General features: G+C 62.4%; 24 protein-coding genes. 22 read left to right on the top strand and 2 right to left on the bottom strand.

The annotated features are described in order from the left end of the window. The first annotated feature begins 53 nt into the window (after positions 1-53). The 22 genes from F4U95_RS19635 (at position 54) to F4U95_RS19525 (ending at position 20,503) form a co-directional block, all read left to right on the top strand. Positions 54-812, top strand: coding sequence for a LuxR family transcriptional regulator (locus tag F4U95_RS19635; RefSeq protein ID WP_211364022.1), 759 nt, complete (start codon positions 54-56; stop codon positions 810-812). A 20-nt stretch (positions 813-832) separates the two neighbouring features. Further along, on the top strand, positions 833-1,582 hold the full coding sequence (locus tag F4U95_RS19630; protein WP_150426758.1) for a LuxR family transcriptional regulator: 750 nt from the start codon (positions 833-835) through the stop codon (positions 1,580-1,582). 73 nt (positions 1,583-1,655) lie between these two features. Further along, a complete protein-coding gene (locus F4U95_RS19625) occupies positions 1,656-2,270 on the top strand; it encodes an acyl-homoserine-lactone synthase (RefSeq protein ID WP_150426757.1) in 615 nt (204 codons plus the stop codon). A gap of 18 nt (positions 2,271-2,288) precedes the next feature. Then, the gene (locus F4U95_RS19620; protein WP_170267507.1) at positions 2,289-3,200 is read left to right on the top strand and encodes a phytanoyl-CoA dioxygenase family protein; all 912 of its coding nucleotides are present in this window, start codon (positions 2,289-2,291) and stop codon (positions 3,198-3,200) included. A 130-nt stretch (positions 3,201-3,330) separates the two neighbouring features. Beyond that, positions 3,331-3,693, top strand: a complete 363-nt coding sequence (locus tag F4U95_RS19615; RefSeq protein ID WP_021243529.1) for a hypothetical protein — start codon at positions 3,331-3,333, stop codon at positions 3,691-3,693. After that, positions 3,690-4,373: a lytic transglycosylase domain-containing protein gene (locus tag F4U95_RS19610; protein WP_021243530.1), complete on the top strand. Its 684-nt coding sequence runs from the start codon at positions 3,690-3,692 to the stop codon at positions 4,371-4,373. The genes F4U95_RS19615 and F4U95_RS19610 overlap by 4 nt, the downstream gene beginning before the upstream one ends. Beyond that, the gene (locus F4U95_RS19605) at positions 4,370-4,711 is read left to right on the top strand and encodes a TrbC/VirB2 family protein (RefSeq protein WP_150426756.1); all 342 of its coding nucleotides are present in this window, start codon (positions 4,370-4,372) and stop codon (positions 4,709-4,711) included. The genes F4U95_RS19610 and F4U95_RS19605 overlap by 4 nt, the downstream gene beginning before the upstream one ends. Positions 4,712-4,721: 10 nt before the next feature. Continuing rightward, positions 4,722-5,057: a VirB3 family type IV secretion system protein gene (locus tag F4U95_RS19600; RefSeq protein WP_021243532.1), complete on the top strand. Its 336-nt coding sequence runs from the start codon at positions 4,722-4,724 to the stop codon at positions 5,055-5,057. Then, positions 5,050-7,467, top strand: coding sequence for a VirB4 family type IV secretion/conjugal transfer ATPase (locus F4U95_RS19595; protein WP_150426755.1), 2,418 nt, complete (start codon positions 5,050-5,052; stop codon positions 7,465-7,467). The genes F4U95_RS19600 and F4U95_RS19595 overlap by 8 nt, the downstream gene beginning before the upstream one ends. Before the next feature lie 4 nt (positions 7,468-7,471). Next, entirely contained in the window at positions 7,472-8,188 is a 717-nt protein-coding gene (locus F4U95_RS19590) for a TrbJ/VirB5 family protein (RefSeq protein ID WP_150426754.1), read from the top strand. Further along, complete coding sequence (locus tag F4U95_RS19585; protein ID WP_150426753.1) at positions 8,185-8,403, top strand: EexN family lipoprotein; 219 nt, start codon at positions 8,185-8,187, stop codon at positions 8,401-8,403. Before F4U95_RS19590 ends, F4U95_RS19585 begins: the two co-directional genes overlap by 4 nt. A gap of 14 nt (positions 8,404-8,417) precedes the next feature. Then, a complete protein-coding gene (locus tag F4U95_RS19580; RefSeq protein WP_150426752.1) occupies positions 8,418-9,362 on the top strand; it encodes a TrbL/VirB6 family protein in 945 nt (314 codons plus the stop codon). Positions 9,363-9,690: 328 nt separating this feature from the next. Beyond that, positions 9,691-10,380, top strand: a complete 690-nt coding sequence (locus F4U95_RS19570) for a VirB8 family type IV secretion system protein (protein ID WP_150426789.1) — start codon at positions 9,691-9,693, stop codon at positions 10,378-10,380. Further along, on the top strand, positions 10,377-11,234 hold the full coding sequence (gene virB9, locus F4U95_RS19565) for a P-type conjugative transfer protein VirB9 (RefSeq protein ID WP_150426750.1): 858 nt from the start codon (positions 10,377-10,379) through the stop codon (positions 11,232-11,234). The genes F4U95_RS19570 and virB9 overlap by 4 nt, the downstream gene beginning before the upstream one ends. Before the next feature lie 5 nt (positions 11,235-11,239). Continuing rightward, the gene (gene virB10 / locus F4U95_RS19560; protein WP_150426749.1) at positions 11,240-12,457 is read left to right on the top strand and encodes a type IV secretion system protein VirB10; all 1,218 of its coding nucleotides are present in this window, start codon (positions 11,240-11,242) and stop codon (positions 12,455-12,457) included. Between the two features lie 2 nt (positions 12,458-12,459). Beyond that, a complete protein-coding gene (gene virB11 / locus F4U95_RS19555) occupies positions 12,460-13,464 on the top strand; it encodes a P-type DNA transfer ATPase VirB11 (protein ID WP_150426748.1) in 1,005 nt (334 codons plus the stop codon). A 19-nt stretch (positions 13,465-13,483) separates the two neighbouring features. Beyond that, the gene (locus F4U95_RS19550) at positions 13,484-15,442 is read left to right on the top strand and encodes a type IV secretory system conjugative DNA transfer family protein (RefSeq protein WP_150426788.1); all 1,959 of its coding nucleotides are present in this window, start codon (positions 13,484-13,486) and stop codon (positions 15,440-15,442) included. A 211-nt stretch (positions 15,443-15,653) separates the two neighbouring features. Then, positions 15,654-16,391 carry an LPD7 domain-containing protein gene (locus tag F4U95_RS19545; protein ID WP_246171654.1) on the top strand — a complete coding sequence of 246 codons (738 nt, stop codon included), beginning with the start codon at positions 15,654-15,656 and terminating at the stop codon, positions 16,389-16,391. A 212-nt stretch (positions 16,392-16,603) separates the two neighbouring features. After that, positions 16,604-17,434, top strand: coding sequence for a type IV toxin-antitoxin system AbiEi family antitoxin domain-containing protein (locus F4U95_RS19540; RefSeq protein WP_021243505.1), 831 nt, complete (start codon positions 16,604-16,606; stop codon positions 17,432-17,434). Positions 17,435-17,589: 155 nt separating this feature from the next. After that, positions 17,590-18,498: an ABC-three component system protein gene (locus F4U95_RS19535; protein ID WP_021243504.1), complete on the top strand. Its 909-nt coding sequence runs from the start codon at positions 17,590-17,592 to the stop codon at positions 18,496-18,498. Next, complete coding sequence (locus F4U95_RS19530) at positions 18,495-18,740, top strand: ABC-three component system middle component 6 (protein WP_021243503.1); 246 nt, start codon at positions 18,495-18,497, stop codon at positions 18,738-18,740. The genes F4U95_RS19535 and F4U95_RS19530 overlap by 4 nt, the downstream gene beginning before the upstream one ends. Next, positions 18,737-20,503, top strand: a complete 1,767-nt coding sequence (locus tag F4U95_RS19525; protein WP_021243502.1) for an ABC-three component system protein — start codon at positions 18,737-18,739, stop codon at positions 20,501-20,503. The genes F4U95_RS19530 and F4U95_RS19525 overlap by 4 nt, the downstream gene beginning before the upstream one ends. 31 nt (positions 20,504-20,534) lie before the next feature. Here the strand turns inward: F4U95_RS19525 and F4U95_RS19520 are convergent, their stop codons facing one another. Both F4U95_RS19520 and F4U95_RS19515 read right to left on the bottom strand, forming a co-directional pair. Next, positions 20,535-21,668 carry a relaxase/mobilization nuclease domain-containing protein gene (locus F4U95_RS19520; protein ID WP_021243501.1) on the bottom strand — a complete coding sequence of 378 codons (1,134 nt, stop codon included), beginning with the start codon at positions 21,666-21,668 and terminating at the stop codon, positions 20,535-20,537. Then, positions 21,661-22,197 carry a hypothetical protein gene (locus tag F4U95_RS19515; protein ID WP_021243500.1) on the bottom strand — a complete coding sequence of 179 codons (537 nt, stop codon included), beginning with the start codon at positions 22,195-22,197 and terminating at the stop codon, positions 21,661-21,663. The genes F4U95_RS19520 and F4U95_RS19515 overlap by 8 nt, the downstream gene beginning before the upstream one ends. Positions 22,198-22,277 lie beyond the last annotated feature (80 nt).

The raw sequence follows: 22,277 nt of genomic DNA, 5'->3' as shown, positions 1-22,277 counted from the left end.
TCGCCGAATGGTGGCTGGACGAAGCCGCAATCGAGATGCGAACCGTTCGCATTATGGGAAGTTTGAAAGATGCCGGTCGCTTGGGTGACATCACTGCGTTCGAAGCAGAATGCTGGCAGGCGACGACCCTCGATCAACTAAAATCCATGCTCGATGCGATCGTGCGTCAGTTCGGGTTCCGCTGGTTCGCATTGGTGCATAATGTCGATCTGAAACGGACCACCCGCAAAGCTCTCCTCATAACCACCTATCCGGTGCGCTGGATTGAGGAGGTGATGGATGCGCGCCTCTATATGGAGGATCCGGTTCACGCCGCCTGTGCCAAGACCGTCTCCGGGCTCACCTGGGATCAGATCGGGGACTACATCGCGCCCAATGCGCGCCAGCTATCAATTCTGCAGCGGGGTCGCGCGCACGGACTGGCAGCTGGGTTCACTATGCCGATCAGGATGCGCGACGAGCCCGACGCGATATTCACGGTGGCGCGTCAAGGCGACGAGATGATTTCGAGCCCTGATCTACTTTCGGCGCGTTTGGTTGGCACGGTTGCCTTCGACCGGGCTCGTACCCTCCTGGGTCCCGACGAGCTGGCCAACGTACCGATAGCGCTCAGCCCTCGCCAGATCGACTGCCTCGATCTCGTGGCACAAGGGAAAAGCGACTGGGAAATTGGCCAGATTCTGGGGCTGAGCCGCGACACGGTCCACGAATATGTCGAAGGCGCGCGCCGACGTTATGGCGTCCGCCGTCGAACGCAGCTCGTGCTTCGCGCTGTTCGCGATGGCCATCTCAATATTGAGGCTCTCGTGTAGCACAAGCAGATCGGCGGTTCATGATCACCCTTGCCGAAGTGCAGGCATTCTGCACCGTGGCCCGTGCCGCTACCACCCCTCATGCACTCATGCAGGCTGTTGAAGAAATCACGGCAGTGATGGGCTTTCGATATTTTGCGCTGGTGCATCACGTCGATTTACTGACCCCTGGCAGCACAATCGTTCGCCTCGTCAGCTATCCTCGAGATTGGGTCGACGCGTTCGAAGAGGGTCGGCTGTATGCTGCCGACCCGATACATCGCGCCAGCCACACCACGACCGTTGGCTTCGCCTGGTCGAAGGTGGCAACGCTGATCACCTTGAACCCGCGCGATCACGCCGTACTCGCTGCCGCTCGCACCGCCGGCCTAGGCGACGGATTTACAATCCCCGCCCATATCCCCGGCGAGGCGAACGGATCCTGCTCTTTTGCCATGCGCGACGGGGAGGAACTGGAGGATGCGCAATTGCCGCTGGTCCAGCTCGTGGGCAGTTTTGCATTCGAGGCCGCCCGCAAGATAGCCCGATCGGGCATCGCGCCCATCCCGCCTGCCCCGCAACTCACCGATCGGCAGACAGAATGCGTGGCGCTTGTCGCGCGGGGAAAGACCGATTGGGAGATCGCTAGGATCCTTGGTGTCGGGGTTGAAACGGTAACCCAACATTTGAAAGACGCCCGCGACCGTTACGGGGTGACAAAGCGAACGATGCTCGCCATTCGGGCGCTGTTCGACGGAGCCATCAGTTTCACCGACATTCTCCGGCGCTGATCTCCCCAGTTCTGGGGATAACGCCGCTCATTACAAACTGCTCGATTGACGGCCTCTCACGAGGAGGTGCGTTATGGTTGTTATTCGTAGTGGCATTGAGCAGGCATTGAGCGACCGCGTGTTTCGCTCGATGTTTGAGGAACGCAAGCGGGTCTTTGTTGATCTGCTTGGCTGGGACATTCCGGTTCTCGCCGGTCGATATGAGATTGACCAGTTCGATGACGATGAAGCGACCTATATTGTCGTGACCGACGAGACAGGCGAGCATTGTGGATCTGCCCGCCTGCTTCGGACGGACCGACCGCACATCCTCGACACAATTTTCCCCTACCTGTGCGACGATATTCCGCCAGCAGGACCGAGGGTCCGCGAGATTACGCGCTTTTGTTTGGCGCGAAGGCTCAAGGCTCGCGAGCGACTTGCGACCCGCAATCGTCTCGTGTCCGCTCTGGTCGAACATGCCCTTTGCAACGGCATCACGACATATACCGGCGTTGCTGAGTGGGCATGGTTTCAGCAGATCCTCGCATTTGGTTGGCAATGCCTTCCGCTCGGGATGCCGAGCAGCGCCGCCCGCGGCCTGTCTGCGATGCAGATAGAGATTTCGCCGGCGACACCGGGCCTGCTGCGCCAATCCGGCATCTTCACGCCGATCCAGCTGATGGATCTCGACCGCGCTGCCGCCTGAGAATTGGGAGATCATGATATGGCAACGAAAATAGCATCCGCGACGCTCGGGTCTGAGCCGCATCGTTCGCTCTGCGAGACATTGTTGGCGGAGGGTTTTTGCGTCGTGCCGAACCTGATGCCAGTGAGCGACGTCGCCCTGCTGGCGGCAGATCTTGCGCCTCACTTTGATGCAACGCCGTTCTGTGAAGGCGGATTTTATGGTGCCCGCACCAAGCGGTTCGGGAGTCTGCTCAAACGATCCCGACATGCGCCGGCATTCATCCAGCACCCGCAGATCATTGAGATGGCACAGGCCGTGCTCGGCACGTGGTGTGACACGATCCAGCTCAATCTCGCCCAGGCACTTGAACTGCACCCGGGTGCCCTGCCGCAATTTCCACACCGGGATCAGGATATGTGGGGCGGCCAGACCGGAGAAATCGAATATCTGATCAACGTGATGTGGCCGTTCACCGACTATCGGGCTGACAATGGGACGACCCTGATCTGGCCGAACAGTCACGCCGTAAATGCGCTGAATCCGGAGCCTCCCGAGAAGCCGGTTGCCGTGGAATGCAGCCCGGGATCTGCGATTGTCTTTCTCGGTTCGACGCTTCACGGCGCTGGCGGCAACCGGTCATGCGATGTGCGTCGCGGCATGATCGTAAGCTACTGCCTGGGGTGGCTGAAGCCGTACGAAAATCAATGGCTCGTCTATCCGCCTGAAGTCGCGCGTACGTTCGCACCCAACCTAGCCGCACTGGTCGGCTATCAGCAGCACAGACCCAATCTGGGGAACTACGAAGGGCGATGCCCCTCTATTCTGCTCGGGGACCAGCGCCTCGACCATCTCGGCGCGATTGATGCCCTCCGTCCAGATCAAGCGGCAGCGCTTGAGGAATTCCTAGAAGGTCAGCGCCGGTTGGGCGCCGCATCGAGCGAAAGCTGATCTCGGCGCGCTCCCCCCTTGCGGGGGGATTGCTCGAAAATGCCGGGGCGGGTTCAAAAGAGAGGTGATTTTCAACGGAGAGTGGTCGGCGCATTTTTAATGCAGCGGCGCTGAAAAGCGGAGAAATCAGATGCAGCGCCTGCGCATTGCCCTTGCTGTGCCGTTCGTGGTGATGTCCGCCCATACGGTTCCGGCGCGAGCCAATGATCTTGGTTGCCAGGTTCTGCTCTGCATCTCAAATCCGGGCGGTGCGACGCAATATGGCGCGTGCATCCCCCCGGTGACCAAGCTTTTGCAAAAGCTGGCGACCGGCGGCTCTTTTCCCGGCTGTAGCGGTGGCGGTGTCGCGAGGACCAGGGTTTACGACCGCGACTCAGCCACCCGCCGCCGTGTCGTGATGACGTTTGCAGATGGTCGGCAACAAACCTATTCGCTGGCCAATATCGAGCGCCTGACGCCGGTCCCGGATCCAGCCGGAATGGGTTCACAATGATCCTGCAACTGGCCAGCGTCGTCGCCCTCGCGCAGCAGTGCGCGCCTTCGGTCGCACCGGAAACACTGCTTTCCGTCGTGCATGCCGAAAGCAAGTTCGACACATTGGCCATCGGCGTAAACGCCCGCGGCGTCCGACCCGAAATACCCGCGACGCCTGCGGCGGCCGCCCGAATCGCCCGATCGTTGATCGCAAAGGGATATAATATTGACCTCGGCCTCGGGCAGATCAACAGCGCCAATCTTCGATGGCTGGGCCTTTCGGTCGAGGACACATTCGATCCCTGTCGCAATCTCGCCGCCGCAGCGCGGGTTCTGTCGAGCAATTTTCTTGACGCGGCGCGCACCCAGGGTTCGTCCGATCGCGCGATCGCCGTTGCTCTTTCGATGTACAATACCGGAAGCCAGGCCCGTGGCTTTGGCAACGGTTATGTGGCGAGAGTCTATGCGAGCTCTGCGGTCATCATTCCCGCGATCAGGGGATTAGCGCCAACTGGCGCAGGCTCGGTCCCTCCACCCCCTCCTAGACCCGCATCCGAGACGCCAATCCAGGAGCCTCGCATTGCGCAGGGGCCGGCGAGAGCACCGCGGTCCTGGGACATCACCGCGCGCGCCCAAACCGCCTCGACGATGGTGTTTGGCGACGGGACACCGCCATCGAGAGAAGGACCGACCGAATGACAATTTCCGCTTCGACCTTATCCACCTGGCTGCCGCCACGTCGCCGCGCTTTCGTCCAGACGCTGGCACTCATCGTCGCTGCCATGCTGGTTTCGATGCTGCTGAGCGACCCCGCGCATGCCCAGGCCGCCGACGGCGTCACGTCGATGGCCGAGAATATCAAGACCTGGCTGACCGGGACATTTGCCAAGACGATCGCGGTGATCGCGGTCGTCATCGTCGGCTTCATGTTCTTCACGGGCCGTGCAAGCCTCGGTCTGCTCGTGACGGTCATCGTCGGCATCTTCATCGTGTTCAGCGCGCAGTGGGTCGTCGATACCATCACCGGCGGCGCGTGAGTGCGCCGCGATGGACGACGAAAAGCTCAGGGAAGAAACGCTCTTCCTGGCCGTGACCCGACCAACGATGTGGTTGGGCGTTCCGATCGAGGCGTCACTGCCGATCGCGCTGGCAGCGTGCCTGACCCTCATCATCACCGGCAACCCGCTCTACGCTTTCGCATTGGCCGGTGCGTTTCTGGCCATTGCTCGACTGATTGTCCGGCACGACGCCAACGCCTTTCGCCTGTTGTGGCTGTGGACCACGACCAAGGCGCGCTGCCGCAACCGCGGCTGGTGGGGCGGCAGCTCTTACTCCCCCCTGCCGATCGAGGGCGCGAAGCGCCCGGGCTTCGCGCGTGGCTAGCCGGGCCAGCTCATTGAGCGGAGCGACAGCCCGCACGCCCTGGCGGATCCTCAAACAAGAGGCCGATCCGGCGCGTTACCTGCCCTATGCGCGCCATATCGACGAGAACGTCATTGCGCTCGACGGGCGGGACCTCATGATGATGTTCAAGCTCGAAGGAATGGCGTTCGAAACCGCCGACCCTGTCCATCTCAACGACTGGCATGAGAAGCTCAACGGTACGCTGCGCAATATTGCCGACGACCGCCTCGCGATCTGGACCCATATCGTTCGCCGGCCGATCACGGACTATCCCGAAGGCGAGTTCCGCTCGGCCTTTGCGGCCGATCTCGATGCAAAATATCGTGCACGGGTCACTGCCAAACGGATGTTCGTCAACGAACTGTACCTCACCCTGATCATGCGCCCGTCCGTGGGATCGGCCGACCGCACCGGCGTGCTGCTTCGCCGTCTGGCGTCGGCGCGCAAGGAAGGGACCGAAGTCGACGAAGACGAGCTCGCACGCTTCGAGGACAAGGCGCGCGATATCGAGAAGCTCCTCGCACGCTGCCGACCCCAACGTCTGCACCTCTACGAGCATAATGGCCTGATGTTTTCCCAACCGCTCGAGGTTCTCGAGTTGGTGATGATGGGCCGCGCCGGCAGGGTGCCGCTGGTCCGCGGCCATCTTGGTTCCGCCATCTATGGGGAACGCGTTATCTTCGGCCGCGAGACGGTCGAGGTGCGCGCGCATGATACGAGCCGCTTCGTCGGCCTGTTCGGTATCCGCGAATATCCGGCCATGACGCGACCCGGCCAGATGAACGCGCTCCTCAGCCAGGATTTCGCGTTCGTCGTCACGCAGTCCTTTGCGTTCATGGGCAAGGCGCGGGCCTCCGAGCGCTTGCGGCGGCGTCAGAACCAGATGGCATCGACCGAGGATGCCGCTGCAAGCCAGGCGCTTGAGCTGGCCGACGCGGCCGACGATCTGCAGAGCAATCGCTTTGTCCTGGGCGAGCATCATTTCTCGCTCGCGGTCTTCGGTGAAAATCAGAAACGCCTGGCCGAGAATCTTTCGACGGCACGGGCCGCGCTCGCCGATGCCGGTCTGGTCTCGGCGCGGGAAGGCCCGGCGCTGGAAGCCGCTTTCTGGTCGCAGCTGCCGGGCAACTTTGCGTGGCGTGCGCGGCCGGCGGCGATCACGTCACGCAATTTCGCCGCACTCTCCCCCTTTCACACCTTTCCTGCCGGCAAGGCGGAGGGCAACCATTGGGGTGCTGCCATCGCGTTGATGAAGACCGCGGCTCAGTCGCCCTTCTACTTCAATTTTCATGTGAACGATCTTGGCCACACGCTGATCATCGGTCCGTCGGGAGGCGGCAAGACTGTCGTCCAGAATTTTCTGATGGCGCAACTCGAGAAAACGGGCGCGCAGCAGATCTTCATCGACAAGGACCGAGGCGCCGAGATCTATGTGCGGTCATCCGGTGGTACGTATCTGGCGCTGCGCAACGGCGTGCCGACCGGCTTCGCGCCGCTCCGCGCGCTCGAGCAGAACCCGGGCAACATCGTCTTCCTCGGCAGGCTGATCCGGCATCTGGTGACCCCCTCGGGCACCCAGCTCGGCGTCACGCAGGAGCGGATGATTGACGAGGGCATCCTCTCGATCGGACGCCTTCCCCCGGAGGAGCGGTCCATCCTCGCGCTGCGACAGTTGCTCGGGCAGCGCGATCCGGAAGGTATCGGCGCGCGGCTTGAGAAATGGTCGCGCGGCGGAGCGCTTGGCTGGGTGTTCGATAATGACCGCGATGAGTTGACGCTCGAAGCCCGGTTCATCGGTTTCGACATGACGGATTTCCTCGACAATCCCGAGATCCGCACCCCGCTGATGATGTACATGTTCCACCGGGTCGATGCGCTGCTCGATGGCCGTCGCCTCGTAATCGACATCGACGAGTTCTGGAAGGCGCTGGGCGACGACGCGTTCCGCGCCTTCGCGCAGGATGGCCTCAAGACCTACCGGAAGCAAAATGCCTTTCTGGTCTTCGGCACGCAAAGCCCGGCCGACGCGCTGCGCTCGGACATCTCGCATAGCATCATGGAGCAGGTCGCCACCAAGATCCTCTTGCCCAACCCCCACGGCCGGGAGGTCGACTATATCGATGGGCTTGGCCTCACCCGCGCCGAGTTCAAACTCATCAGAAACGATCTGATCCCCGAAAGCCGGCGGTTTCTGGTCAAGCAGGGGCACGATTCCATAGTCGTGGAACTCGATCTCGGCGGCCTGTCCGACGAACTGGCCGTCCTCTCGGGCACCACCGAAACCGTTGGAATCCTCGATCAGGTTCGCCGCGAACATGGCGACGATCCCAGCGACTGGCTGCCCGTCTTTCACGAGCGCCGTCGGGTCACCACCAGAAGGAAAGGATAAGGTCATGATAGCAATTCGAGCGCTCGCGATTGTCGGCGGACTGGCAATGTCCATGCCGGCGTTCGCGCAAGGCATTCCGGTCTATGACTCCAGTACCTTCCTGCAGACGCTCTCGACGGTGAAGAACACGCTGTCGATGATCGAGCAGGGCAAACAGCAGATTTCGCAGGCAACCGAGCTCTACAACAGCGTCAACAAGCTGACGAACGTCAATCAGATTGCCTCGTCCCTGAACACCGATGCTGTTCGCCACCTCTTGCCGAGCGAAGCACGGGATATTCAGCGCCTCATGTCATCCGACACCACAGGCCTCGGTAGCCTTGGGACCGCCGCAGATCGGATCCGTAGAAGCAACCGTGTCGAGCTTCCCGAGCTGCGCCCGGATGCGACGGCTTTCGAGCGCTCGAACCGCGATTCCATCTCCCGAAATGGTGACATGGCGGCGCGCGACGCGGCCATTGCCGAGGCAGCGTATGGCGTCACCGCCCAGCGGACGGCGGGCCTGGAGGAACTGCGCTCGTCGCTCGACACCGCGTCAGACGCGAAGGACGTGATGGATATCCAAGCCCGTGTCGGCGTGGAAAATGCTCATATCCAGAACGACGCTGTCCAGCTTCAGGCGCTTCAGATGCGGCAGGCCGCCGAGGCGAGGCTGCGTTCGCAGCGAGATGACGAAACCGGACTCGCCAAGCTTCAGCAGAGCCTGAGTAGTCGGCCGTGAAGGGGATCGCAGCGATCATCGCCGTTCTGACAGCCATGCTCCTCAATGGTTGCGGGCAGCCAGTCGGCAAGGCGGACCTAAAGTCCGATCCCAAGCTGCGCGCTGAAATCCTCGCCGCGTGCGCCGACGGCACCCACACCAATGCTCAGGAGTGCAGCAACGCGAAAGACGTCGAGAACGCTGACAAGCTCGAGCGTTCGCTGGGTCATAAATAAGCGGGGAATTGGCCATGGCGTCCACACTCTTCGCGGATATCTACACCAACATTGACGGTAAGCTCGATCTTTTCCTGAACGAGCGTCTCACCAACGTCATTGATGTCGTGCGGGGACCGCTGGCGCTTGGCCTAGTCATCTACATTGCCCTGTTCGGCTACATGGTGATGCGCGGAATCGTCAGCGAGCCCTGGGGCGAGCTCGTCTACCGGATGGTGAAGCTGTGCCTGCTTTATGTTGCGGCTACCACGGTCGCTTATTCCGAGTGGATCACGGACCCCCTTTTCCACGGGATGCCGGATGCCATCTCCCAAGCGCTTGCGGGCAAGACCATCACCAGCGTCGGTGCGGTTTTCGACGATTATTTCGGCCAGGTCGATTCCATCGTTCTCATCATCAGGACCGAGGCCGCGACCTATCTGGACATCAACCCTTGGAAGCTCGTCCTGCTTACGCTGGCAGTAGCGATTTACGGATTGGCAGGACTCTCCGCGGCGATCGGATTTGCGATAACCGTGTTTGCGAAAGTGGCGCTTGCTGTCGTGATCGCGCTCGGGCCGATTTTCATCGCACTGTCGCTGTTTGAAAGCACGCGGCGCTTTTTCTACGGGTGGCTCGGACAGGTTTTCAACTACATCGTCCTGATGGCGGTGATCATCGCCATCACAGCGCTCATCACCGATCTCGGCGCCACCGCGCTTACGGCAGCCCAGGGAACGCCGGACGTTACGATCGGCGCCGTCTTGTTCGCAGTCTACATCTTCCTGGGCACAATCTTCTTTTTCCAGGCGCCCTCGATCGCAACCGGCATCGCCGGGGGCGCGTCTGCCGGCATCGGCGCCTTCGCCGGCTCTGCGTGGGGGTCCGTAGCGGCACCGTTCCAGCAACGCCGTATCGCTCGCAACAGTCGCAATCTCGAACGGGCCGCTCAGCGCGGCGGTTCGGTGAGCCGCGCATGAGGAAGGAACACCCAATGACGAGGCCATCCACGATAATCCGTGCGCTCCGACGATCGGCCGTCGTCATCGCCCTTCTCCCGGCGCTCGCCCAAGGGGCCTCCGGGCCGAAGAAGCTGCCCGTCTGCAATGGCAAGCACCTGCGCGACGTGAACATCTATGGGAGCGTTCTGCCGGGCTCGCCAATCCCTGCCGTGGTGGCGCCCCCTGCCCCACCACCCGTGCCGCAGATCAAGCAACCCGCTGATCGCGGCACACCGCCCCCGCCAGTTCCCCTGTCCGAGAAGACATCGGCGCGAACGGCTCCCAGCACCTATGGAAGTTGCTGATCATGCGGAATCAGACCGAAGGCGTGCCGTCCAAGGACGCCGAACTCTATTTCGGCCACGCTCGATCCTGGGATCAGGACCGTCAGCGCAAATCCTTACGGTCCGAACGCATCGCCTGGATTGTGGCCGGCCTGGGCCTGCTTGCCGCGACCGCAGAGGGCTTCGCACTTGCGGGCCTTGCACCGCTGAAGACGGTCATGCCGTACATCATTCGGGTCAACCAGACGACGGGCGCCGTCGACGTGCAGACCACCGTCACCCAGAAGCCGATGCGCTATGACGAGGCGGTCACGAAATTCTTCCTCGCGCAATATGTTCGGACCCGGGAGAGCTGGTTGCCGGCGGCGGCCGAGGAGAATTTCCGGGCCGTCACTATCCTGTCAGAACCAGGCGAGCAGCAACGCTGGGGCCGGTTTTTCAGCTCGAACAACGCCGCGAGTCCACAGGTCGTGTGGGGCAAGGGTGCGGTCGTCCAGGCCCGCGTGCGCAATATTGCCTTCATCAACGATCGTGTTGCCAACGTCCGCTTCACGCGGACAGTGCAGACCGACACCGATACGCAAAGCAGCGACTGGATCGCGACGGTCACCTTCCGGTACACGAATGCGCCGATGGCGGAGGGCGACCGCTATCGCAACCCATTGGGGTTCCAGGTCGTGAATTACCGCGCGGACCCCGAGGTGGTTCGATGAACCGCCTCCTTCCCATAGCGAGCCTGCTCGCCATCATCGCGACACCCGCGCTCGCGGAGGACACGCCGCGCGGTGGGCCGGCGGATTCGCGCGTGAAGTTCGTCGAGTATCAGGAGACACAGGTCTACCGGATCGTTGGCACATTCCGGACGGCGACCCAGGTCGTGCTGGGCGACGACGAGACGATCGAACATGTCGCGCTCGGCGACACCGTCTCTTGGGAAGTGGCGGTTGCCGGTCACATCCTGTTCCTGAAACCCCGTGAGCGGGCGGGGCCGACGAACCTTATAGTCACGACCAACCGCGGGGGTGAACTGCGCAACTACGCCTTCGAACTGACAGCACGCCGGGGACCGATCGGCAGCGGAAGCCGCGATACATTCTTCCAGGTTCGGTTTCGCTACCCGCGCGATGAAGCTGATCGTGCCGCTCGCATGCGCGCGACCCAAGAAGCACTGCGCGTCGCAGCATTGCAGGCGAGCGCCGTTCGGGGAGCCCTTGACCACGGCGTCATCGATGGACCGCGCAATCTGAACTACAAGGTCCAGGGTGCGAGCGATCTTCAGCCGTCGGAGATCTCCGACAACGGCCAGTTCACGGTCCTGCGTTTCCCCGGCAATCATGAAATCCCCGCGATTTATCTCGTGCGCCCGGACGGTTCGGAGACATTGGTCCCATTCGATGTCCGGGACGAGTTCGTCGTCGTCCACGCCGTGGCGGCTCAACTGCGCCTACGCCGGAACCGGGAGGTGCTGTGCATCTATAATCTCGCGCCGACACCCTACGGCGTCGATCACGGCACCAACACAGCGTCGCCGCATGTCGAGCGCACCATACAAGACCCGAAGGAGTGAGCGCGATGGACGAGTCTGCGGCCGAGGCCCCTCGTCGCCCGCAAGGCGATCCAACACCTGAACGCGACGAAATCATCCGCGAGCGCGGCATCGATCCGATAGGCGGGATAACACCGGCGAAGCGGAATACCGCGCTGATTTTCGCGGGGACGGCGATGGTTCTCGGCATCTTGTGGGTCAACTCGGGGCCAAGCGCCAACAATGCCGGCAGCCTGATGGGCAAACCGGAGTCGATGGCCAAACGCCCCGATCTGGCCGCGCGCGAGACCGTCGCGTATGATGCGGTCGCGGCGAAACCCAAGCCGCTTGGCGCGCTCGCCGCAGATCCCAACGCACCCGTCATCAATCCTCCGCCTGACGCGCAGGTGGTTGGCCCTGACGGACAGATCGTTCCTGCCATGCAACCGGGTGCAGCGCCGGCGGGCGCAACGCAGAATACGCGCCAAAACTTGGCCGATCAGGCACGGCGATCGACATTGATCGCCTATGGAGGCCGCGATGCGCTACAGCCGTCGCCGGGTGGAAGTGCTACAGCCAGTCCGGACGGTGGTGCCGACGGTTCGGCCGATCCGGCCCCCCGCGGCACACCTAACGCGCTCGACGCGCTTCGACAGAGTTCGGCGGTAGGCGAGGCACGGGCCTCGATGCTGCCCAACCGCAATTATCTCGTCACCGCCGGTACGCTGATTCCTTGCATCCTCCAGACAGCGATGAATTCGGCGCAGCCAGGCTACACGTCGTGCCTGATCCCGCGCGACGTCTATTCGGAGAATGGCCGTGTCGTGCTCATGGAGAAGGGCACCAAAGTCCTCGGCGAATATCATGGCGGCATCCAGCAAGGGCAGAACCGCCTGTTCGTCTTGTGGACGCGGGCCGTCACGCCGCAGGGCGTGCGCATTGACCTGGCTTCGCCGGGGTCGGACGCCCTTGGCCGCGCCGGCATCGCCGGGTCCGTGGACACCTTCTTCTGGGCGCGCTTCGGCAGCGCGTTGCTGCTCTCGCTGGTCGACGACGCCGCCTATATCGCCGGTCAGTCCGTTTCGGGTGGCAGCAACAACTTCAATAACACGACCCGGACCCCGAGCGAGGGGGCGAGCATCGCGCTCCAGAACAGCATCAATATCCGACCGGTGCTGAAGAAGAACCAGGGCGAGGAGGTCGGGATCTTCGTGGCCAAGGACTTCAACTTCGCCGACGTCTACAATCTCGAGCTTCGGCGCTGAGGATGAGCGATACCGCCGTCCTGCGCCATTATCTCGCGCCGATCCTGCCGCTGCTGGAGCCGGTCGAGGTCACCGAACTGGTGATCAACAAGCCCGGCGAAGTCGGTATCGAGGATCATCGCGGTTGGCACTGGCATAGCGTCGCCGAACTCGACAGCGACTGGCTGGCGACGCTGGCCGTCGCGGCCGCAAGTTTTACGCGGCAGGACGTCAATGCCGAGACCCCGATCTGCTCGACCATTTTGCCAGGCGGGGAGCGCTGCCAGATCGTCATTCCGTCGGTGACGCCGACTGGTGCTCCATCTTTCACGGTGCGCAAGCCCTCGCGCGTCAATCTCGCGATCGATCAACTCGCCCAGACAGGTTTGTTCACCGCCACACGCTCGGCCGCCCGCGGTCTCGGCGAAGTCGACGCGCAATTGGTCGCGCAGCGCGAGGCCGGCGACTGGCCGGCTTTCTTCAGGACCGCCGTCGCCGCCCGCAAGAACATCCTGGTGAGCGGCGCGACCGGCTCGGGCAAGACCACTTTCGCCAAGGCGCTGATCCAGTTGATCCCGCCCGACGAGCGGTTGCTCACGATCGAGGATACGCGCGAGCTCGTCGTCGAGCATCGCAATGTCGTGCATATGGTCTATTCGAGCGAGCGACAGGGCCTGGCGAAGGTCGGCCCCAAGCAGCTGCTCGAAAGTGCGCTGCGCATGCGGCCCGATCGCATCCTCCTGCAAGAGCTGCGCGACGGGACGGCCTTTTTCTATCTGCGCAACGTGAACTCGGGCCACCCTGGTTCGATCACGACCGTCCACGCCGGCTCGGCCATGGGCGCGTTCGAGCAGCTTACCCTGCTGGTGAAGGAGTCCGAGGGCGGACGCGATCTGGCCCGCGACGATATCCGTGGGCTGTTGCACATGCTCGTCGACGTCGTTGTCCAGACCCGCAAGCGCGCCGGAAAATTCGAAGTCGAGGAGGTGTATTTTGACCCGCCTGTCGGACGCGCGACCGCTCACTAAGGTCGCGATCGTCGCGGGGATGCTCGCGGCAACCTTTTTGGCATGTGCCTTGTGCGCGGTGCTGGTCGCGCTGGTCGGCCTCAACCAGATCGGCCCGCATATGCAGATCTCGGCGATACCCGCATGGCTCTGGTATTACCGCGGCGATCCGCTTCTGCATCTGTGGCTGGAGCGCGGTGCGTTGGTTGCCGGCGCCATCGCTTTCGTCATCCTGCTCATCATCCTGAAGCGGGGGCGCACGCTCCATGGCGAGGCGCGGTTCGCGCGTGAAAGCGAAATCCGGCGCGAACATCTGCGCAGCAACAGTGGGATCATCGTCGGGCAGAAAGGCGGGCGCTATCTGGTTTTCGGCGGCACCGAACATGTCTTGCTCGAGGCGCCGACGCGCGCCGGCAAGGGCGTCGGCGTCGTGATCCCCAATCTTCTGAGTTGGGCGGACTCGGTGGTGGTGCTCGATGTGAAGCGCGAGAACTGGGACATCACCGCTGGTTTTCGCGCACGGCATGGCCAAGCCGTCTATCTGTTCGATCCGCTAGATCCTGAAGGGCGAAGCGCCCGCTACAATCCCTTGAGCTTCATCGACCGGCTCGACGACACCGATGTGATCAATGAACTCCAGAAGATCGGCGGCATGCTCTTTCCGGCCCCTGAGAAGGCTGATCCGTTCTGGGCGGAAGCGGCGCGCGCCGCCTTTGTCGGCGTCGGCGCGCTTGTCGCGGCCAATCCCGCCCTCCCCTTCACGATCGGCGAAATCTATCGGCGACTGACGACGGGCGATCCAAAGGTCGAACTGCCGAAGGTCGTCGAAGAGGCCCAGCGCCGTGGCCAGCGGCTGAGCCAGGCGTGTGTGTCGGCGCTTTATGACTTCACCTCCGCGTCCGACAACACATTTTCGGGCATCAAGCAGACGATCACCTCGAAACTCAATCTCTGGCTCAATCCCTATGTCGATGCCGCGACGTCGGAGACCGATTTCGATCTGCGCCAGATCCGCCGCGAGCGGATATCGATCTATCTTGGCGTATCGCCCGATAACATCGACCGGATAGCGCCCGTCTATAACCTCTTCCTCCAGCAGCTGATCGATCTCAATACGCGAGAACTGCCTGAAAATGGTGGCCGCGTACCGGTGCTTATTTTGCTCGACGAATTCGCCCGCCTCGGCAAGGCGCCGGTCATCGCGTCGGCTTTTTCCTATGTTGCAGGCTACGGTCTTCGCCTGTTGCCAGTCATCCAGAGCCGGTCCCAGCCCCGCGGTATCTATGGCGTGGACGTCACCGACGAGATCATCGCCAACTGCGGTCTGGAGATCGTATTCACACCCAAAGAGTTGAAGGTCGCCAACGAACTCTCCGAGCGGCTCGGCTTTTTCACGATGAACGTCAAATCGAAAAGCCGGACGATCCATGGCCTGCTCGCCAACCGCAGCGTATCGGAATCGGACCAGCGGCGCGCGCTGATGATGCCCCAGGAACTGATGCAGATGCCCAAGGGCGACCTCCTGTTGATGCGCGGCGGCATTCCGCCCGTCAGGGGCCGCAAGATCGAGTATTTCCGGTCGAAGCGATTCACGAGCCGGATCAGTGACCCGCCCAAGGTCGCGCCCCGTCCGATCGCGATCAACGCCGTGTCGTATGCCGCAAAATTGGCGGGCGGGGCGAGCAGCAGTGATCCGTTAGCGCAGGCCCTTAGCGCGAAGCGGGCTGCTCTGTTGAACGACGGTCCAGAGACTGCGGCAACGGAGCAGGCGCAATCCAGCGCGCGCGCGTTGACCGATGACGAACTGTCGGGCTTTGCCGAAATCACCGATGACATGTTGGTTCTCGGCGACATGGTGGATTTACCCCCGCCCGGCGACGAACAGGCCGCTATCGCCTTTGTCACCGCGATGACAGCCCGGGCCGTTCTCGCGCCGGTGGATGCCGGCGCCCAATCTCGAGCATTTGTGACCGAGAGGCATGACCATGGCAGAGAATGATCGCAAGCAATCGGGCGCGGCGCGGACGATTGCCAACAGCGTTGGCATCGATGACGCCGAACGGCGCAAGGCGCAGGCGCCTGGGCCTGCTGCGCCGGAAAAGTCCAGGTCCGGAAGATCGAAAGACGGTCCGACTGAAGCGCCTGATCATGCCGGGGCTGTCGGTGCGCCGCGACGCGCGCCCAAGGTGCATTCCCTCGAGGCGGGCGATGTGCCGGACAGCGTGCGGAAGCGCTATTATGCCGACAAGGCGAAATGGTCGGGGGAACCCGCCTTTTTCACGACGGCGCAAGCAAAGGATCCCGCGTTTCGCGATCAGGGCCGGCGCCTGGTCACGGCGACCGAGAGCCAGGAGGTCGTCAAGGATCTGGTGGCGATTGCCCAACACCGCAATTGGGATCGGATTCACGTCACGGGATCGGAAGAATTTCGGCGATCGATCTGGATCGAGGCCAGTCAGAAGGGGCTGGAGGTACGTGGCTACAAGCCCAATGATCGCGATCTCCAGGAGCTCGACCGGCTCCGCGGAGAGACGAGCCGTAATACGATTGCGCCCATGGCAGCAGTCCGTGATCTCGATGCTGTCCGCGGGTCATCCGGAATGAGTCGGCGGAGCGATGGCAATGGTTTGGAACGGTCGGATGCCCGGCGCGGCGATCGTGGCACCACGCCGAATGATCGTGCGGCCGATAGTCAGATGCGCGTGATGGAAGCGGTGATCCGACGGACGTTGTTCGACAACCCCGAGGCGGTTGCGCGTGTGATGACCGTCGCCCGCACGCAGCTCGATGCGCATATCGCGGCGGGACGGAACATCCGCCCGGCAATGGTCAAGGACGCCTCCCCGATCGTCAGGCAGGATGTCGTCCGCGGCCGTGACCCAGCCACGCCCCCCATCCCTCGTCCAGGGCGCGAGCCCAAGCCCCAAGAACGCAGCCGGTCTCGGTGACCGAGAAGCGATCGGCTACTGCTCTAAGAACCGCCACGTTTGTTCGCGTGGGCCGAGAATTTATCATGATTGATAAACCGCGAGCGGCCTAACCCCAAGCCTGCCGGATGTATACTGTTTGCGCGCAGCGTCCTGCAAGGCACAACAATCTTGCCAGAGAATATAATTGTCGTTATATCGAATGCGCCATACATCGCACTTAGAGGCTCAAATTGCGCGAAGGATATAATCTCAAGACGCTTGGACCTCGTGCCGCCCAGCTGATCGTCGAATTGAACGAGCGCCGTCGGCCGATCTTTTCGCTCGCGGACGTCACCGAGATCACAGGTCTGAGCCCGTCATCGGCACGCAGCCTCGTCGCAAACACGGAAGCGCGCGGCATCGTCACGCGTCTCAAGCCTGGCCTCTACAATCTGGTGCCATTCGAGCGGGGCCGTGACACCGAGCATGTGAGCGATCCTTACCTCATTGCAAGAACACTGGTTGGCGATGCGGACTACTTCATCTCCCACGGCAGCGCCCTCGAGCTGCACCGCATGGTCACCCAACCGCAGTTGGCCATCATCGTCTCCTGCACCAAACGGCTGCGCCCGCAGCACATCCACGGATATGAGTTCCGCTTCGTCGACGTCAAACCGCAGAATTTCTTCGGTCTGACCGAGATCTGGATCACATCCGAGGAGCAGGTCAGGGTCAGCGATCCCGAGCGTACCATCATCGATGGTCTCTACCATCCGCAATATGTCGGTGGTGTCACGGAGGTCGCCAAGGGCCTCTGGATGAGGCGCGATACACTGCGGGTCGAACTGATGATCGAATACGCGCTTCGCCTCGGCGTTGGCGCGGTGATCCGCCGCCTGGGCTATCTTCTGGAATTTTACGGACTGGCCGACGCAGCCGCATTGGAGCGGCTGCGCGCGCGGCTGACGCCGACCTATCAGCGTCTTGATGCCCTGTTTCCCAATGAGGGCAGGATGCTGGCCCGATGGCGCATCCGACTCAACGTCGAGCCCGATGAACTCGATATAATCCGGAGCCGTTGATGATTCCCCAGCGCGATCTCTCCCGTATGCGCGTTTTGCGCGAAGCCGACCTGCCGGAGTTGAGTGCGCCGTTCATCGCCCGACGATGGGCGTAAATTAATAGATTTGCTTGCCGATTCTGCCAAAGGTTATGGTGGTCAAGTTCGGGGGATGAGTTGGACGACACGCAACGCTTTGCCTATGGGCTCAAGTTCGAGAACGCCTTTCTGCGCGAGCGCGGCAAGGCGTTCGAGACCCTGTTCGCCCGTATCATGGCGCATGCCTTTCCAGGCGATTTCCAACCCGTCCGTCCTTACGGTCCGAAAGGCGACCTGAAATGCGATGGCTTCCGGGCCAGCGATGGCACCGTGTTCCAATGCTATGCGCCCGATGCAATGAAACTCGAACCCATCCTTGCCAAGGTCGATGAAGATTTCGCAGGCGCGCTCGTCCATTGGACGACAAAAATGCTGCGGTGGGAGTTTGTCCATAACGACAGTCGCGGCCTCCCGGCCGAGGCCGTCAAGAAACTTGCCGCGCTCAACGCCGCGAATCCGAACGTCGCCTTAGCCGTTTGCGGCGAAGCGGAATTGCGGCTGATCGCCATGTCGCTCGCGCTCCACCAGCTCGAAGATCTCTTTGGCGCCGTTCCATCGGGCCGTGTGCTGGAGAAGCTCGATTTCGAGGCGTTGCGGCCGGTGCTGCTGGCAATTCAACGGCAGGAACCGGACGCGGAACCATCGCTGGTGGCGCCATCGGCCGCAAAGCTCGAACGCAATGCCCTCTCCCAGGACGCAGCCGGGCTGCTGCGGCAGGGCCGCCGCCGGGAGCAGTTGGTCGAAGCCTTTTTTGCCGGCTGGCCTGATCCCGACCTCGGCGAAGAGATCGCACAAGCGTTCCGGGTGCGCTATCAGGCCCTGAAGGCGGTCGGGCTATCACCGGACGATATCTTCGGCGAGCTTCAGGCTTTCGCGGGGGGTATGACGGGAGAACCAGCGCGCCAGGGCGCGGTGCTGGCTGTGCTTTCCTACTTTTTTGAACGTTGTGACATCTTTGAGGACGCGATTCGAATCGACGCGATATGATTCTACCGACCAAACATATCCGGCCCGATCGGGCGCTCCTGGCGGTTGGTGCCGACGTGCTCGGCTGCCTGCGCGAGCCGATGACCGTCTCCCGTCTCTGGGATGAGATACGCATTTCTCGCAGCGATCGGGCGGTGTCGGCACCGATCAATTATGACTGGTTCGTGCTGGCGCTCGACCTGCTGTTTATCGTGAAGGCCGTGCAGTTCGATCGTGGTCTGGTCCAGAAGACCGTTTCATGATCCACGGCCTTTCCAGCGACCTTCCGAGCTTCAAGAGCTTGGCCTTCCGGCCCGGTCTGAACATCCTGCTCGCTGACAAGAGCGATGGGGCGACCGATCGGCAGTCCCGCAACGGCGCCGGCAAAACCAGCCTTGTCGAGCTGATCCACTTCCTGTTCGGCGCCAATGCCGACAAGGACAGCATTTTCCGCTCCGATGAACTGGCAGGCTTCAGTTTCGAGGCCCGTGTCGATATCGGACCGACGCTCGTCGATGTCACGCGATCCGGCACCAAGCCATCCCGCATCCGATTGCAGGGCGACACATCCGATTGGCCGATCGCCCCGTCTCTCGAAGCCAAGACCGGCGATCTGATCATCAGCAACGAAAATTGGCGCGCTGCATTGGGCGCGCTGCTTTTCCGCCTGAACCCGGATGTGGACGACGAAGCAAACGGCCGCTTTCGGCCGAGCTTTCGATCTCTATTCTCCTATTTCGTGCGGCGGCAGAATAGCGGCGGGTTCGTGTCGCCCACACAGCAATCCTCGATGCAGCAGGCTTGGGATCAGCAGGTAGCGATCAGTTATCTCCTGGGCCTCGACGCGAGCGTGCCGCAACAGTTTCAGGAGGTCCGCACACGAGAGCGCGCGATGGCGGAGTTGCGCAAGGCGGCGAAGGACGGCAGTCTCGGCCGTTATTTCGGCACGGCGGCTGATCTCCGGACCCGCATGACGATCGCCGAAGCCCGTGCCAGAAGGATGCGCGAGCAACTCGACACCTTCAATGTCGTTCCAGAATATTCGGGGATGGAGCAGGAGGCTTCGCAGATCACGCGCGAGATTTCGACACTCAGCGACGACAATACCGCTGATCGGGAACTGATCCTGCAGTTGCGCGCGGCGATCGACAGCGAGCTTCCGCCGGCGACGACCAGCCTGGACCGCCTCTATCGCGAAGCCGGTGTCGTACTGCCGGGCTCGGTCGGTCGCCGCTTCGAGGAAGTGGAAGAGTTTCACCAGGCTATCGTGCAAAATCGGCGATCGCATCTGACGTCCGAGGTCCAGGCCGCGGAAGATCGTATCCGCACGCGCGATCGTGCACGCGAAACCCTCGATGGCCGGCGTCGGCAGCTGATGGGCATCCTCCAATCCGGCGGCGCGTTGGAACATTACGCAGCGCTCCAGCAGGAAGCCGGCCGCGCGGAGGCGGACGCCGAGGGACTGAGACAACGCCTCACGACGGCGGAGCAGATCGAAAGCACGAAAGCCGAACTCGACATTGAGCGCGCCCGGCTCCTGAAGACGCTTCAGGACGATCATCACGAACGTCAGAGTATCATCGAGGAAGCGATCCTCGTGTTCGAGGATCTGTCCAACGCGCTTTACGAAAAAGCCGGGAGCCTGACGGTCAGCGCCACGCCCAACGGTCCCCAGGTCGATATTCGTATCGATGCCCAGCGCAGCAAGGGCATCACCAACATGCAGATATTCTGCTTCGATCTCATGCTGGCCGAACTGACCGCCCGCCGGGGCATGGGGCCGGGTTTCCTGGTTCACGACAGTCATCTGTTTGACGGGGTCGACGAACGGCAGGTGGCCAAAGCGTTGCAGCTCGGCGCCGATCATGCTGCCGCGGTCGGATTCCAATACATCGTCACGATGAATTCGGATGCTTTGCCGAAAGACGGCTTTCGTGACGGCTTTGATGTTAGTGCCTATGTGCTCGACACCAAGCTGACCGACGCAACCGAAACCGGCGGGCTATTCGGACTGCGCTTTAACTGAAATACGCCCCTACCCCAACTTATCCACATCTTTAGCGCTCGCGATCAGGGGGCTCGCGTTTAACTTTGTCCGACTCAGCCGACGGCAAAGCATCCGATTTACGGCTGCGGCTGTCCGCTGCCGCCGAACTCCGATCGGCGATCATGATCTCCCGCGCCCGCTGCAACCGCCGAGACACCGCCGCTGGCATATCGGCCACGAACCCTGCGATATCCTCGGCCAACGCGCGGTCCTCGTCCTTTCCGGTTGCCGCCAGCGCTGCCGCGGCCTCTGCATAAGCCCCCCGGATCTGCTTCTGGCGGCCGAGCGCAAGCACATCCTCCACCCGCCGCTCTGGGTTCTGTGACCGTGCGAACGCCTGCGCGCGCTCTTCGATCAGCCGGTTGAGATCCAAATCCCTCCCCTGCCCCGCTGCCCGTGCCTCCAGATGGTGGGCCGGCGAGCGCACCCGCTTCTGGACATGGCCGCGCGCGCGGCGCGGCGTCGCTTCGGCGGTGATACCGCGCTGGCGCAATTCATGGGCGAAGCTTTCGCGCCAATGATGAAGGTCGGCCTTGCGCGGATTGAACCGCGCCCCGTCCGCACCCTGGGTCGCGACGGTCAGATGGACATGGGGGTTAGCGGTGTCGGTGTGGAGCGCCACCATATAGCTGAACTGCCCTTCGAACTCGACGCGCGCGAACGCCTGGACGGCATCATGGATGGTCGCGGCATCGGTCGTACCGCCGGGCATAGACAACACCATCGACATCGAGGTCGGTCGCTCCTTGCCATATGGGTTCATCGCCTGATCGAGCATGTCCCAATCGGCCGCGATCGCCTTCAGGCGCTTTTCGTCGGTGATGATCTCGCCTTCGCTGCTGCGAACCTCGAGCTTCCCGTGGCGCGATATATAGCCAAAATGTTCGGCGAGGTGCCTGGCCCCACGCTGCTTGCCCGAGATCTTGACCATGACCTCGGGCGCCTTGCGCACGATGCGCTCAAGCTTGGCGCGCGCCTCGGCCGGCGACAACATCGGCGCAGCGGCGCTCCCGCCTATCCCCTTGCCACCACCCGAACGGATCCGCAGCGTCCCTCCGCGCAGGCTACGCTTGCCCCCGGCCGGCGGTCGCCAGGCTTCCATCAGACTGGGGAGCGGCAGGACGCCGTCATCGTCCTCAGTCATCGGGCGTATCCCAATAGCTCAGATCACCTTTCAGCGCGCGGCCAAGCGCGCGCAGCTGGTCGGCCACCTCGTCACGGAAGGAGGCGACCCGCGCGGCCTCGCGCGCCAGGTCGAGCCGCGAATCCACCATGGTTGCGGCATGAAGGGCATGGACCGCCTGGTTGAGATTGATGCCGATCCGGTTGAGCTCGCGCCAGGACTGCGCGATCTCTACCCGGTCGGCGCGCGGCGGAAGCGGATGTGCATGAAGCCGCCGACGCAACAGCATCACGAGCCATTCGGTCCGTTTTAGCCCGCGCGCATCGGCGGCCGCATCGAGCCTCTCAATATCCTCGCGCATGAGCCGAAGTTGGAGCCGGTCAGTCGTGCGGGTCCGAGGCGAAGCCGTCTCGCTCGACCTGTCCCCGGCGTTCTCAAGCGCATCGTCGATCAGCTTGCGCAGGAGCGCTGAGCGACCGCCGGCGGCAGTCGCCCTGGCATCGAAGCGCGCCGCGAGATCATCGGGCAGACGGAGGCCAAAAAACGCCACACCCCATTGCTATTGTTTAACAATGACGGCGCCAAGCCTATCCGGCCCTCACCTAAAACCACTCGTCTTATAGTCTGCTC

This window comes from Sphingobium limneticum, assembly GCF_008710165.1.
In the GTDB taxonomy this organism is placed as follows: Bacteria; Pseudomonadota; Alphaproteobacteria; order Sphingomonadales; family Sphingomonadaceae; genus Sphingobium; species Sphingobium limneticum.
Note: the sequence above shows the minus strand (reverse complement) of the source record. Positions and strands in the feature narration are given on the sequence as shown.

Coding starts and splice junctions, on each gene's coding strand:
- F4U95_RS19635 (WP_211364022.1), top strand. CDS start 54: ATGGGAAGTTTGAAAGATGCCGGTCGCTTGGGTGACATCACTGCGTTC.
- F4U95_RS19630 (WP_150426758.1), top strand. CDS start 833: ATGATCACCCTTGCCGAAGTGCAGGCATTCTGCACCGTGGCCCGTGCC.
- F4U95_RS19625 (WP_150426757.1), top strand. CDS start 1,656: ATGGTTGTTATTCGTAGTGGCATTGAGCAGGCATTGAGCGACCGCGTG.
- F4U95_RS19620 (WP_170267507.1), top strand. CDS start 2,289: ATGGCAACGAAAATAGCATCCGCGACGCTCGGGTCTGAGCCGCATCGT.
- F4U95_RS19615 (WP_021243529.1), top strand. CDS start 3,331: ATGCAGCGCCTGCGCATTGCCCTTGCTGTGCCGTTCGTGGTGATGTCC.
- F4U95_RS19610 (WP_021243530.1), top strand. CDS start 3,690: ATGATCCTGCAACTGGCCAGCGTCGTCGCCCTCGCGCAGCAGTGCGCG.
- F4U95_RS19605 (WP_150426756.1), top strand. CDS start 4,370: ATGACAATTTCCGCTTCGACCTTATCCACCTGGCTGCCGCCACGTCGC.
- F4U95_RS19600 (WP_021243532.1), top strand. CDS start 4,722: ATGGACGACGAAAAGCTCAGGGAAGAAACGCTCTTCCTGGCCGTGACC.
- F4U95_RS19590 (WP_150426754.1), top strand. CDS start 7,472: ATGATAGCAATTCGAGCGCTCGCGATTGTCGGCGGACTGGCAATGTCC.
- F4U95_RS19580 (WP_150426752.1), top strand. CDS start 8,418: ATGGCGTCCACACTCTTCGCGGATATCTACACCAACATTGACGGTAAG.
- F4U95_RS19570 (WP_150426789.1), top strand. CDS start 9,691: ATGCGGAATCAGACCGAAGGCGTGCCGTCCAAGGACGCCGAACTCTAT.
- virB9 (WP_150426750.1), top strand. CDS start 10,377: ATGAACCGCCTCCTTCCCATAGCGAGCCTGCTCGCCATCATCGCGACA.
- virB10 (WP_150426749.1), top strand. CDS start 11,240: ATGGACGAGTCTGCGGCCGAGGCCCCTCGTCGCCCGCAAGGCGATCCA.
- virB11 (WP_150426748.1), top strand. CDS start 12,460: ATGAGCGATACCGCCGTCCTGCGCCATTATCTCGCGCCGATCCTGCCG.
- F4U95_RS19550 (WP_150426788.1), top strand. CDS start 13,484: ATGCTCGCGGCAACCTTTTTGGCATGTGCCTTGTGCGCGGTGCTGGTC.
- F4U95_RS19530 (WP_021243503.1), top strand. CDS start 18,495: ATGATTCTACCGACCAAACATATCCGGCCCGATCGGGCGCTCCTGGCG.
- F4U95_RS19525 (WP_021243502.1), top strand. CDS start 18,737: ATGATCCACGGCCTTTCCAGCGACCTTCCGAGCTTCAAGAGCTTGGCC.
- F4U95_RS19520 (WP_021243501.1), bottom strand. CDS start 21,668: ATGACTGAGGACGATGACGGCGTCCTGCCGCTCCCCAGTCTGATGGAA.